The 13,106-nt window shown below is 67.9% G+C and carries 8 protein-coding genes; 3 read left to right on the top strand and 5 right to left on the bottom strand.

All coding sequences use genetic code 11. The annotated features are described in order from the left end of the window. Window positions 1-3 precede the first annotated feature (3 nt). The 4 genes from DA1_RS01950 to DA1_RS01935 all read right to left on the bottom strand — a co-directional run bounded on the left by DA1_RS01950 (window position 4) and on the right by DA1_RS01935 (window position 7,077). Window positions 4-1,461 (bottom strand): efflux transporter outer membrane subunit, encoded by a 1,458-nt coding sequence (locus DA1_RS01950; RefSeq protein WP_034396489.1) that lies wholly within the window; start codon window positions 1,459-1,461, stop codon window positions 4-6. Between the two features lie 28 nt (window positions 1,462-1,489). Next, window positions 1,490-4,741 carry an efflux RND transporter permease subunit gene (locus DA1_RS01945; RefSeq protein ID WP_034396493.1) on the bottom strand — a complete coding sequence of 1,084 codons (3,252 nt, stop codon included), beginning with the start codon at window positions 4,739-4,741 and terminating at the stop codon, window positions 1,490-1,492. Between the two features lie 86 nt (window positions 4,742-4,827). Further along, window positions 4,828-6,102 carry an efflux RND transporter periplasmic adaptor subunit gene (locus tag DA1_RS01940; RefSeq protein WP_034396497.1) on the bottom strand — a complete coding sequence of 425 codons (1,275 nt, stop codon included), beginning with the start codon at window positions 6,100-6,102 and terminating at the stop codon, window positions 4,828-4,830. A gap of 114 nt (window positions 6,103-6,216) precedes the next feature. Next, window positions 6,217-7,077 (bottom strand): alpha/beta hydrolase, encoded by an 861-nt coding sequence (locus tag DA1_RS01935; protein ID WP_012206937.1) that lies wholly within the window; start codon window positions 7,075-7,077, stop codon window positions 6,217-6,219. A 175-nt stretch (window positions 7,078-7,252) separates the two neighbouring features. Between DA1_RS01935 and DA1_RS01930 the strand changes: the two genes are divergently transcribed. The 3 genes from DA1_RS01930 (at window position 7,253) to DA1_RS01920 (ending at window position 11,587) form a co-directional block, all read left to right on the top strand. After that, window positions 7,253-8,167 carry a LysR family transcriptional regulator gene (locus tag DA1_RS01930; protein ID WP_012206938.1) on the top strand — a complete coding sequence of 305 codons (915 nt, stop codon included), beginning with the start codon at window positions 7,253-7,255 and terminating at the stop codon, window positions 8,165-8,167. A gap of 352 nt (window positions 8,168-8,519) precedes the next feature. Then, window positions 8,520-9,863: an NADP-specific glutamate dehydrogenase gene (gene gdhA / locus DA1_RS01925; RefSeq protein WP_013801081.1), complete on the top strand. Its 1,344-nt coding sequence runs from the start codon at window positions 8,520-8,522 to the stop codon at window positions 9,861-9,863. Between the two features lie 185 nt (window positions 9,864-10,048). Beyond that, window positions 10,049-11,587 carry an IPTL-CTERM sorting domain-containing protein gene (locus tag DA1_RS01920; protein ID WP_034396502.1) on the top strand — a complete coding sequence of 513 codons (1,539 nt, stop codon included), beginning with the start codon at window positions 10,049-10,051 and terminating at the stop codon, window positions 11,585-11,587. 130 nt (window positions 11,588-11,717) lie between these two features. On the opposite strand, the gene DA1_RS01915 is transcribed toward DA1_RS01920, so the two are convergent. Further along, entirely contained in the window at window positions 11,718-13,052 is a 1,335-nt protein-coding gene (locus DA1_RS01915; protein WP_034396506.1) for a serine hydrolase domain-containing protein, read from the bottom strand. Between the last annotated feature and the right edge of the window lie 54 nt (window positions 13,053-13,106).

Here is a 13,106-nt window from a genome sequence, read left to right as displayed (position 1 = left end):
GCCTCAGCGCAACGTGGCCTGGGCCACCGGCACGTCAGCCGGCACATCCCAGCCCCCGCCCAGCGCGCGGATCAGGCCCACGGCGGCCTGGTACTGCGCAGACTTCACCTGCAGCGCCTGGCGGCGGTTGCGCAGTTCGCTGCGGCGCGCATCCAGCAGGTCCAGCTGGCTGACGTAGCCATTGCGGTAGCGCGTGTCCGAAAGGCTGGTGGCACGCTGGGCGGCCACCACGGCCTGGCCCTGCACGGTGGACTGCTCCTGCAGGATGCGGATGGACGACAGCTGGTCCTCCACCTCCTGGAAGGCCACCAGCGCCTGCTGACGGTAGGCGGCCAGCGCGGCATCGAGCTGCGCGCCTGCGGCCTGCACGCCGGCCTCGCGCCGGCCGCCGTCGAACAGCGGCAGCGACAGCAAGGCGCCCACGCCCCAGGAGCGCATGGACCACTTGAACAGGTCACCGACCTCGGGCGAGGCATGGCCGGCCGCGCCGGTCAGCGAGATGCTGGGGAACCATGCCGTCTTCGCCACGCCCACGCGCGACTGCGCGGCGAACACGGCGCGCTGCGCGGCCGAGATGTCGGGCCGGCGCATCAGCACCGTGGCCGGCACGCCGGCTGGAATAGAAGGCAGAGCCGTGGTCCAGGCGCCTTCGCCTAGGCCGAAGCGCGAGGCCGAGTCACCCACCAGCACGGCCAGCGCATGCTCGACCTGGGCGCGCTGGCGGTCCAGCGCCAGCGCATCCGATTCGGTGGCCGACAGCTCGGCCTGGATGCGCGCCACGTCCAGCTCGGCAATGTCGCCGGCCTGCAGCCTTCGCTCCGACAGGCGCAGCGTGTCGCGGTAGGCCTCCACGGTCTCGCGCATCAGGGCGCGCTCGGCGTCCAGCGCGCGCAGTTGCAGATAGGTCTGTGCGACCTCGGCCTGCACGGCCAGCCGCGTGCTTTGCAGCAGGGCCTCGCGGCCCTCGGCATCCAGCCGCGATGCGTCGGCCGCCTGGGAAATGCGGCCGAACAGATCGACCTCATACGACAGGTTCAGCCCCGCATTGACCAGGGTGGCAGGCCGCGTGCCCGAGGCCTTGTCCAGCCCCGCGCCGCGCGTGGCCCCTGCGCCCAGGCCCAGTTGGGGCAGGCGCTCGGCATTGGCGCTGCGCGCCAGGGCGCGGGCCTCGGCCAGACGTGCGGCCGCGGCCTGGATGCTCTGGTTGTCCAGCGTGGCCTTGTCCACCAGCGCGTCCAGCGCCGGGTCGGCAAAGGCCAGCCACCATTGGCCGCGTGCCTGGGCTTCAGCGGGCAGGGCCTGGGTCCAGCCCGCCTGCGGCGCGGCGCCCTGCTCCTTGAAGGCGGGGGCGGCCGGCAGCTCGGGCAGGCTCTGGGACACGCTGGCGCAGCCGGCCAGGGCCAGCGCCGCCACCAGGGGCAGCAGACGCCTGGACAGTTTCGAAAGCGATGGGATCTTCATGATCGGTTCCTGTTCTTGTGGTGTGGGCTCATTCATGCTCGCCACGCGCAGCAGAGGGCATGGGCAGCGCGCCGCCACCCGAGGCATGGCCGTGGGCGGGTGCATGTGCAGGGGCCTCTTGCTCCATCTCGGGACCATGCTGCTTGAGCGGCCGGTTGCCTGCCAGGCGGCGCATCAGCACGTAGAACACGGGCGTGAGGAACAGGCCGAAGGCCGTCACCCCGATCATTCCCGAGAACACGGCCACGCCCATGGCGCGGCGCATTTCCGAGCCGGCGCCCGTGGACAGCACCAGGGGCAGCACGCCCATGACGAAGGCCAGCGAGGTCATCAGGATGGGGCGCAGGCGCAGCCGGCTGGCCTCGATGGCGGCCTGTATGGGCGTGCGGCCCTCGAACTCCAGCTCCCGCGCGAACTCCACGATCAGGATGGCGTTCTTCGCACTCAGCCCCACCAGCACGATGAGCCCGATCTGCGTGAAGACATTGCTGTCCCCGCCCGACAGCCACACGCCGGTCATGGCCGCCAGCAGGCCCATGGGAACGATCAGGATGATGGCAATCGGCAGGGTCAGGCTCTCGTACTGCGCGGCCAGCACCAGGAAGACCAGCAGCAGGGCCAGCGGGAACACGATCACCGCCGAATTGCCGGCCAGGATTTCCTGGTAGGTCAGGTCGGTCCATTCGAAATCGATGCCCTTGGGCAGGGTCTCGGCCGCGATGCGCTTGATGGCGTCCTGCGCCTGGCCCGAAGAGAAGCCCGGTGCGGCACCGCCGTTGATGTCGGCCGTGAGGTAGCCGTTGTAGCGCATGGCGCGCTCGGGGCCGAAGCTGGAGTCCACCTTCATCAGCGCCGACAGCGGAATCATCTCGCCCGAGCTGGAGCGCACTTTGAGCATGCCCACGTCCTCGGCACGCGCGCGGTAGGGCGCGTCGGCCTGCACGCGGACGCTGTAGGTGCGGCCGAACTTGTTGAAGTCGTTCGCATACAGGCTGCCCAGGTAGATCTGCATGGTGTCGAAGATGTCCGTCACCGGCACGCCGAGCTGGCGCGCCTTGGTGCGGTCGATGTCGGCATACAGCTGGGGCACGTTGACCTGCCAGCTGGTGAACATGCCGGTCAGCTCGGGCGTCTGGTAGGCCTTGGCCATGAAGGCCTTCACGGCCGCATCCATCTGGTCATAGCCCAGGGAGGCGCGGTCTTCCAGCTGCAGCTTGAAGCCGCCCGTCGTGCCCAGGCCCGCCACGGGTGGCGGCGGGAACATGACGATGAAGGCGTCCTGGATGCCCGCGAAGGCCTGGTTGAGCTGGCCGGCCACGGCGCCGCCGCTCTGGTCGGCGCGCTTGCGCTCGTCAAAGGGCTTGAGCGTGGCGAAGACGATGCCCGAGTTGGAGCTGTTGGTGAAGCCGTTGATGGACAGGCCCGGGAAGGCGATGGTGTCCTCCACGTTGGGGTTGTCCTTCATGATCTCGCCCATGCGGCGGATCACCTCGTCCGTGCGGTCCAGCGTGGCGCCGTCGGGCAACTGGGCAAAGCCGATCAGGTACTGCTTGTCCTGCGCGGGCACGAAGCCCGAAGGCACGGCCTTGAACAGGCCGAAGGTCACGGCGATCAGCGCCAGGTAGATGGCCAGCATCAGCGCCTTGCGCGAGATCACGCGGCCCACGCCGCCGCTGTAGGCCTCGGAGCCCCGGTGGAACATGCGGTTGAAGCCGCGGAACAGCCAGCCGAAGGCCCGGTCCATGCCGCGCGTCAGCGCGTCCTTGGGCGCATCGTGGCCGCGCAGCAGCAGGGCCGCCAGCGCGGGCGACAGCGTCAGCGAGTTGATAGCCGAGATCACCGTGGAGATGGCGATCGTCACCGCGAACTGCTTGTAGAACTGGCCCGTGAGGCCGCTGATGAAGGCCAGCGGCACGAACACCGCCACCAGCACCAGGGCGATGGCGATGATGGGGCCGGACACTTCGCGCATGGCGCGGTAGGTGGCGTTGCGCGGCGTGAGACCGGCCTCGATGTTGCGCTCCACGTTCTCGACCACGACGATGGCGTCATCCACCACGATGCCGATGGCCAGCACCAGGCCGAACAGGCTCAGCGCGTTGATGGAAAAGCCCAGCAGATGCAGCACGGCGAAGGTGCCGATCACCGACACCGGCACGGCCAGCAGCGGGATGATGGAGGCGCGCCAGGTCTGCAGGAACAGGATCACCACCAGCACCACAAGCACGATGGCCTCCAGCAGCGTGTGCACCACCGATTCGATGGAGGCGCGCACGAACTGCGTGGGGTCGTAGGCGATGCGGTACTCCAGGCCCTCGGGCATGTTCTTGTTCAGGGCCTCCATGGTCTTGCGCACGTTGGCCGAGATTTCCAGCGCATTGGAGCCCGGCGCCTGGAACACGCCCATGCCCACGGCCGGGTCGTTGTTCAGCAGCGAGCGCAGCGAATAGTCGGCTGCGCCCATCTCCAGGCGGCCGATGTCGCGCAGGCGGGTCACGGCGCCGTCGGAGCCGCTCTTGACGATGATGTCGCCGAAGTCCTCCTCGCTTTGCAGGCGGCCCTGGGCGTTGATGGACAGTTGCATGTCCACGCCCGGCAGTCCCGGCGAGGCGCCGACCACACCGGCCGCAGCCTGCACGTTCTGGCCGCGGATGGCAGCCACCACATCGCTGGCCGACAGGCCGCGCTGCGCCACCTTCTGCGGGTCCAGCCACACGCGCATGGCGTAGTCGCCGCCGCCGAAGATCTGGATCTGGCCCACGCCCTCGATGCGCGCCAGCGGGTCCTTCACGTTCAGCACCGCGTAGTTGCGCAGGTAGTTGATGTCATAGCGCTGGTTGGGCGAGACCAGGTGCACCACCATGGTCAGGTCGGGTGCGCTCTTGACCGTAGTGATGCCCAGGCGGCGCACCTCCTCGGGCAGGCGCGGCTCGGCCTGCGAGACGCGGTTTTGCACCATCTGCTGCGCCTTGTCGGGGTCGGTGCCCAGGCGGAAGGTGACGGTCAGCGTCATCACGCCGTCGCTGGTGGCCTGGCTGCCCATGTAGAGCATGCCTTCGACGCCGTTGATCTGCTCTTCCAGCGGCGTGGCCACGGTCTCGGCGATCACCTTGGGATTGGCGCCCGGGTACTGGGCGCGCACCACCACGGACGGCGGCGCGACCTCGGGGTATTCCGAGATCGGCAGCCCGCCCATGGCGATCAGGCCGGCGATCAGCATCAGCAGCGAAAGCACGCCTGCGAAGATCGGCCGGTCAATGAAGAATTTGGATAGGTTCATGGTGTTTGGCTCCGCCACGGCAAAGCGCGGCCCATGCCGCCTGCGGTCAGGCGGCATTTCAGAGGCAGGAAAGGTGTGCGGCTAGATCAGGACTTGGTTGCGTCAGCCACTTGTTCGGCTGCCTGCCGGGTGCCCGGCTGGCGGGCATCAGCCCGCGCATCCATGGACACCTCCTTGGGCGCGACCAGGGCGCCGGGGCGGATGTGCTGCAGGCCGTTGACGACCACGCGCTCGCCGGGCTGCAGGCCCTGGGTCACGTTGCGCAGGCCGTTGACCGAGGCGCCCAGGGCCACCTCGCGGTAGACGGCCTTGTTGTCGCCGCCTACCACCATCACGTACTTCTTGCTCTGGTCCGTGCCGATGGCGCGCTCGCTGACCAGCAGCATGCTGCTGTCGCGCGCCTGGCCCATGCGGATGCGGGCGAACTGGCCGGGCATGAGGGCGCCATCCTTGTTGTCGAAGGCGGCGCGCACGCGCACCGTGCCGCTTCGGGCATCGACCTGGTTGTCGATCAGCTGAAGCCGGCCCTCGAAGGGCGTGCTGCCGGCCGTGGCCGTGCCCATCTGCACGGGAATGCTGTCGATCTTGGCGCGGTTGCCCGCGCCGCCGCCCAGCTCCTTGAGCGCGCGCGTGATGACCTGCTCATCGGCATCGAAGCTCGCATAGATGGGGCTGACCGAGACCAGGGTGGTCAGCACCGGCGCGCCCGGGCCTGCGGCCACCAGGTTGCCCACGGTGATCTCGCGCTTGCCGATACGGCCCGACACGGGGGCGCGCACCTGGGTGTAGCCCAGGTTCAGCCGCGCCGATTGCAGGGACGCCTGGGCCGCGCGCAAATTGGCCTCGGCCTCGCTGCCAGCGTTGATGCGCTCGTCCAGCTCGCGCTGGGCAATCGCCCGCTCGTCCCACAGGCGGCGTGCGCGCTCCTGCTCGCTGCGTGCATAGGACTGGCGTGCCTGGGCCGAGGCTACCTGCGCTTCGGCACGCTCGACCTCGGCCGCATACGGTGCGGGGTCGATGGTGATCAGCAGATCGCCCTGCTTGACCAGCGCGCCCTCGCGAAAGTGCACGGCCTGCACGGCGCCGGCCACGCGGGAGCGGATGTCCACGCGCTCCACGGCTTCGAGGCGGCCTGAGAACTCGTCCCAGGCGGTGACCTCGCTTTCGGCGACCGTGGCCACCGACACGGGCGTGGCGGCGGGCTGGGCGCTGGCGGGCGCGTCATCGGCCTTGGCCTCGAAGCCATGCAGGCCGAACAGGCCGGCGCTGACGGCGAGGATGGCCGCAGCGGCGGCAGGCAGCCTCCAGCCCTTGCGCTGGGCCGAGACGGAGGAAGAGGATGAGGTGGATTCGGTGGACATGGTGTTTTTTTGCGAAATTCAGGGAACACGATGCCCGCCCGGCGCCTGAACGCGCCGGGAAGGCGGAAGGGGAAAACGGGGCAGCAGGTGTCGCCGGCTGCGGCGGCGCGGGGCCTAGCCCGGTGCTGCGGGCTTGTTCATGGTGGCCTCGAAGAAGTCATGCACATGCTGGAACACGGCGGCGCTGCAGGCCGTACAGGCCTCGGCCTCGGACAGGGCCTGCGGCCAGTTCGACGCGCTGGGCAGCACATGGCTGCTGGCCGTCACCCCGGCCGCGCGCAGGCGGGCCGCATAGGCCTGGGCCTCGTCGCGCAGCGGGTCGTCGCCACCCACCAGCACCAGGGCCGGCGGCAGCTGGGCCAGGCGCAGCGAGCTGCCGGGCACGGCATAGGGATGCATGGCGTCCTTGGGGCAGCTCAGGTACTCGCGCCAGCCCGTGGCCCAGCGGCATTCGCCGGCCTCGGGCGTTGCCTCGCGCTGCGAGGCGGTGCCGGTGCAGGGATCGAGCATGGGCGACACCAGGATCTGGCCCGCCAGCGGCGGATGGCCCCGGTCGCGCGAGATCACGGCCACGGCGGCGGCCAGGTTGCCGCCGGCTTCTTCACCCGCGAGGAACAGCGGCGCGCCCTTGCCCGCCATCTTCACGCGGTGCTTGTACAGCCACTGCAGCACGGCGTAGCCCACCTCGATGGGCTGGGGAAACGGATGCTCGGGCGCCAGCGGGTAGGCCAGCGACACCACGACGGCGCCCGCCTCGGCCAGCAGCCGGCCGATGTAGCGCCCGTTGTCCAGCGTGCCGCAGACAAAGGTGCCGCCATGGAAATGCAGCACCAGCGGCGAGACCGTGCCGGGCCTGCGCTGGCCATAGGCGCGCGCAGCCACGGTGCCGTGCTCGGGCAGCTCGATGGAGAATTCTGTTTCGGCAATCTGCGCCCCGGCGGCGGGGCCGTTCGGAAGCGACGGGGAAGTGGACATGGCGCGAACCTGCGGCAATGGTCGATGGTTGGAATATAGGCGGCGCCGGCCATGTCTGAAATAGCAACGCAGCCATCGCTCTGTTTCCGTTTCACGAACAATCGCCCGATACCGCGCATGTGAGAATTCCGCCGAGCCGGCATTCCCTTGCCGGGCGCTGCAGGAGCAACTTTCCATGGACCAGATCCAGGCCATGCGTGTCTTCGTTCGCGTGGTGGAAGCCGGCAACTTCACCCGCGCCGCCGATTCGCTCGACCTGCCCAAGGGCACGGTCACCAAACAGATACAGGCGCTGGAGGCGCGCGTGCGCGTCAAGCTGCTCAACCGCACGACGCGGCGCGTCACCGTCACGCCCGATGGCGCGGCCTACTACGAACGCGCGGCACGCCTGCTCAATGACTTCGACGATCTCGAAGCCAGCATGGTCAACACCCAGACCGCGCCCAGCGGGCGACTGCGGCTGGACGTGGGCAGCTCCATGGCCCGGCTGATCATCATTCCGGCGCTGACCGAATTCTGCGAACGCTACCCCGACATACAGATCGACCTGGGCGTGGGCGACCGCCTGGTGGACCTGATCAGCGACAACGTGGACTGCGTGATCCGCGGGGGCGAGCTCAGCGACCAATCCCTGGTGGCGCGGCGCATCGGCTCGATGAACTGGGTCACCGTGGCCTCGCCTGCCTACCTGGCACGCCATGGCGTGCCCCAGCATCCTTCCGAGCTGGATACGAAGCACCAGATCGTCGCCTTCTTCTCAGGCCATACGCGGCGCATGTACCCGCTGGAATTCCAGCGGGGCGATGAATCCATCGAGGTGGCAGGCAACTACCGCATCGCGGCCAACGACAGCAATGCCTACACGGCCGCCGTGCTGGCGGGCTTCGGCATCGCGCAGCTGGTCACGGCCTTTGCCCAGCCGCTGATCGACAGCGGCGAACTGGTCGAGGTCCTGCCCGAATGGACCCAGCCGCCGCTGCCCATTCACGTGGTCTATCCGCCCAACCGCCACCTCAGCGCCAAGGTGCGGGCCTTCGTGGACTGGGCGGCCGACCTGTTCGCGCGCCATCCCCAGCTGCAGCGCAGCTGAAAGGCCGGCGATGGGATGGCCGGGCGGGCCCAAGCCCCGTCCGGCTGCAAGGCCTTCCTAGCCACTCTTCATGTCAGTTGGCATGGCGCCAGCCATTCCCATTCGCCATGACCATGCACGCCACCGGATACGGCTGATCCAGGCCGCAGCCTGCCCGCTCACTGCGGCACGCAGGCCCTGCCCATGCACCAAATACCGCCAGCACCTCTCTGGAAATGCACCGAAAAACGGCATTCAGGCACCAAGCACGGGCACCGTTCACCAAAACGATGCATGACGGCATAACTTTTTGGCATAATTTTGGTTTGCACTCACCCCTTCCCGCAGCCGTTTTTTAGTCAGAGGTTTTTCCATGAAGTACGAGTCCGTCGGCCAATTCCTTGAAGAAGTGGCGCAACGCAACCCCGGCCAGCCCGAATTCCTGCAAGCCGTCACCGAAGTGATGGAAAGCCTCTGGCCCTTCATCGAGAAGAACCCCAAGTACGCCGAACTCGGCCTGCTGGAGCGTCTGGTGGAGCCCGAGCGCGTGGTCATGTTCCGCGTGAGCTGGACCGACGACAAGGGCCATGTGCAGGTCAACCGCGGTTTCCGCATCCAGCACAGCATGGCCATCGGCCCCTACAAGGGCGGCCTGCGTTTCCACCCCTCGGTCACGCTGTCCGTGCTCAAGTTCCTGGCCTTCGAGCAGACCTTCAAGAACGCGCTGACCACGCTGCCCATGGGCGGCGGCAAGGGCGGCTCGGACTTCGATCCCAAGGGCAAGAGCCCCGCTGAAGTCATGCGCTTTTGCCAGGCCTTCGTCACCGAGCTGTTCCGCCACGTGGGCCCGGACACCGACGTGCCGGCAGGCGACATCGGCGTGGGCGGCCGCGAAGTGGGCTTCATGGCCGGCATGTACAAGAAGCTGTCCAACAGCGCCGCCAGCGTGTTCACGGGCAAGGGCCTGTCCTTCGGCGGCTCGCTGATCCGCCCCGAAGCCACCGGCTACGGCACCGTCTACTTCGCCCAGGAAATGCTGGCCACGCGCGGCCAGTCCTTCGCAGGCAAGACCGTCTCGGTCTCGGGTTCGGGCAATGTGGCCCAGTACGCCGTGGAGAAGGCCCTGCAACTGGGCGCCAAGGTGGTGTCGGTCTCCGACTCCTCGGGCACCGTGTATGACCAGGACGGCTTCACCACCGAGAAGCTGGCCATCCTCATGGACGTGAAGAACCACCGCTACGGCCGCGTGGACGAGTACGCCAAGCTGGTGGGCGCCGAATTCCTGCGCGGCAAGACGCCGTGGCACCTGAAGGTGGACGTGGCCCTGCCCTGCGCCACGCAGAACGAACTGACCGAGGAAGACGCCAAGGTGCTGATCGCCAACGGCGTGGTCTGCGTGGCCGAAGGCGCCAACATGCCCTCGACCATCGAAGCCGCCAAGGCCTTCGAGAAGGCCGGCGTGCTGTACGCACCGGGCAAGGCCAGCAACGCCGGTGGCGTGGCCACCTCGGGCCTGGAGATGAGCCAGAACGCGGCCCGCCTGTCCTGGCCCGCCGAGGAAGTCGATGCCCGCCTGCTGCAGATCATGCAAGGCATCCACGCCGCCTGCCTGAAGTACGGCAAGCGCGAGGACGGCACGGTCAGCTACATCGACGGCGCCAACATCGCCGGCTTCGTCAAGGTGGCCGACGCCATGCTGGCCCAGGGCGTGATCTGAGCATCAGCGCTCCCCATCCCTGACGAAAGCCCATGCAGCCTGCTGCATGGGCTTTTTTCATGGCTGGCCCGCACCACAGAAAGCGCGACGGCCTTCGCCATTGAAAGCCAATTCTCAGAATTGCTCAGATTCGCCGGCCAACGGGAGAGGACACTCAGCGCGCCCTGTCTCCACCCCCGTTCCCCATGCTCCCTGGACCCATCACCAAAGCGCTGCTCGTCGGCGCCGCTGCCCTGTCGCTGGGCAATGCCTTCGCCTATGAATCCCTCGGCTTCAAACCCAATCTGGATGCCAACGGCTACTGCATATCCACGACTGACACGACGCCTTCATCGTCCAGCTATCTTTTCTCTGCACAGATGACCAGTGGCGTCATCCGCTGCGGAACCGACAGCAGCGGCTGGATGAGCTTTCGCATCAGCGGCACGGCCTATCCCTTTGCCTCCTGGTCCGTGACGGCTCTCTCCGGAAAGATCAATTTCCAATCATTCGTGATGCGCAACGGCACGGCCAATCCGTTGCCACTGACCATCACATCGGGCGCCGTGACGTACAGCAAGACGGCGCCTGTGGGCATCTCCACCATCACGCTGGACGAGCCCATCACCAACAGCGGCGCCGTGAAGATCACTTTCTCGGCCACCGACATCGTGGGCGTGGACCTGCAGTCCGTTTCCGTCGAGCCCTTCATTCCCCTGAGCATCAGCCCCGCGACCTTGCCCAGCCCCCAGGTCGGCAGCCTGTACTCCCGGACGCTGACGGCAACCGGCGGCCTGGGCGCACCCTACACGTTTGCACTGCAAAGCGGAGCGCTGCCTGCAGGACTTGAACTGGACCCCGCCACAGGCACGATCAGCGGCACGCCCACAGCCGCAGGCAGCACCTCGTTCACGATCCGGGTCACCGACAGCAAAGCCAATACGCTGGACCGCAGCTACACGCTCAATCCCATCAAGATCCCCGAGCCCCAGGCAGCCACCGTGACCGCGACGCCGACAGCCGTCGCCGTGGGCGAAACCACCACCCTGGCCCTGAGCGGCGGCATAGGCAATGCCGTCCCCGCCTTCCAGCTCCTGAGCGGGCCATGCACGGTCAGCGGCAACCAGCTGACCGGCACGGCCACCGGCACCTGCGTCGTACGGGGGACCAAGGCCAGCAGCGATCCATTGAACTACGCAGCCGCAACCGGCACCGTCTCCGTGACTGTTCTCGGCCTCACACAGCACGCCGATGGAACGAGCAGGACACAGTTCACGCAAGGCCAGCCCAATGGCACCTGCACCTTCCGCCATGTCGCATTCACCAGCGCCCTGCCCGGCCCCTTGCCCGCCGGCTTCACGGCCGTGCCCGACATGCCCAGGCCCGTGCTGGAGTTTGAGACCCGGGACTGCACCGTCGGCGACACGCTGACCATGCAGGTGACGCATGCAGACGTGCCCGCAGGTGCCGTTCTGCTGAAATGGAAGCCGCTGGCAACGCCTGCCCAGTGGGTGAAGATTTCCAGCTTCAATGCTGGCACTGCCAGCTACACCGTCACGGACGGCGGCGATGGCGACGATGACGGAGCACAGGACGGCGCCATCCTCGACCCCGTGGTCGTGGCCATGCCTGCGGCAGCCGCCACCACCACCGCAGTGCCCACCCTGTCGCAGTGGTGCCTGATAGCCATGTCGGCCCTGCTGGCCCTGTTCGGCATGACCCGGATGCGGCGCCGCCAGGTCTGACGCGCGTGCTCCATTGCGGGCCGTCCCAGGTGGTCAGAAACCGGCCCGGCCTGCCCACGGGCAGAAGGCAACGTGTTTGCGCACGCTGCCTTTTTTCCTGCCTGCGACCTGTTCCTGCTACCTGTTACTGCTACCTGTCGCGCACCGCATCGGCCAGCGCCGCCCAGGCCTTGAGCGTCAGCGCATGCGTGAAGGCCGCGCCCGCCACCGGGTGCGATGACAGCTTGACCACCACCATCTGCGCGGCCGGGTTCACGTGGATGAACTGGCCGTGTATGCCGGCGGCCTCGTAGGCGCCATCGGCGTTGTGCAGCACCCACCATTGGTTGCGGTAGCTGTAGCCGGGCCGCGCGGCCTGGATGCCGCGGAACTTGAACTGCTCGCGGTCGCCGCCGCGCGCAATGTCGTCCAGCACCGCCTTGTCGAAGATCTTGTGGCCGTTGAAGCTGCCGCCCAGGCGCAGCATCTCGCCCACGCGCGCCAGGTCACGCGCCGTGGCGTTCAGGCCCGCGCCCTGCAGCGGCGTGCCGGTGCTGTCCACCATCACATAGGCGTCTTCCTGCATGCCCAGCTTCTGCCAGATGTTCTCGCTCATGAGATCGCTCCAGCGCCGGCCCGTGACGCGCGAGACGATCCAGCCCAGCACCTCGGAATGCACGGTGCGGTAGACAAAGCCCTCGCCGTGGGTGCCCTCCTTGGGCAGGGTCTTGAGAAAGTCGTAGACATTGGTCGGCCCCGCGTAGCCGGGCGGACGCGGCAGCATGCCCGAGGCCCAGGAGTAGCCGAAGATCTCGGTCTTGGGGTCGGTGTAGTCCTCGCGAAAGCGCACGGCGCCCGTCATGTCCATGATCTGGCGCACCGTCATGTCGCCCCAGGCCGAGCCTTCCAGCTCAGGCACGTACTTCATCACCAGCGCCTGGGGGTCGATGCGCCCTTCGTGGGCCAGTTGCGCGGCCATCAGGCCGGTGAACGATTTGGTGACCGAGAACAGCAGGTGCGGCGAGCTGGCCTGCATCTGGTTCTGGTAGCGCTCGAAGACCACCCGCCCCTTGTGCAGCACCACGATGGCGTCGGTATAGGTGCGGTCCAGCCACTGGTCCACGGTGACGGGTTGGCCCTTGTCGTCGTCAAAGCGCAGGCCGCCCAGGGCCATGGGCGCTTCGGGCAGGGCCGAGGGCGCCGCCGCGCCGCGCCGGATGTTCTGCGTGGGCTGTATTTCGCGCAGGTGCTGCACCACCCAGCGCAGTTGCGGATAGCGGTAGCCGTTGGACACATCCACACGCTTGTCTGCGGCCGGAGGAAAGCCCTGCATCAGCCCCAGTTGCTCCAGGCGCACGCTGTCGGGCGGCGGCAGCGCGGGCGCTGCGGGGGCCTGTGCCTGGGCCGCCACCCAGCCGGGCTGTAGCGCCAGCAGGGCCAGCAGGGCCATGGCATGCCGGGAACGCCGAAAGAGCGGACTGACCATCGTTGTCTCCTTGGTTTTGGAAACGGCCAGTCTTGCAGAAAGCCCTCGGCTGGT

It is taken from the genome of Delftia acidovorans NBRC 14950 (assembly GCF_001598795.1).
GTDB lineage: Bacteria > Pseudomonadota > Gammaproteobacteria > Burkholderiales > Burkholderiaceae_C > Comamonas > Comamonas acidovorans.
Note: the sequence above shows the minus strand (reverse complement) of the source record. Positions and strands in the feature narration are given on the sequence as shown.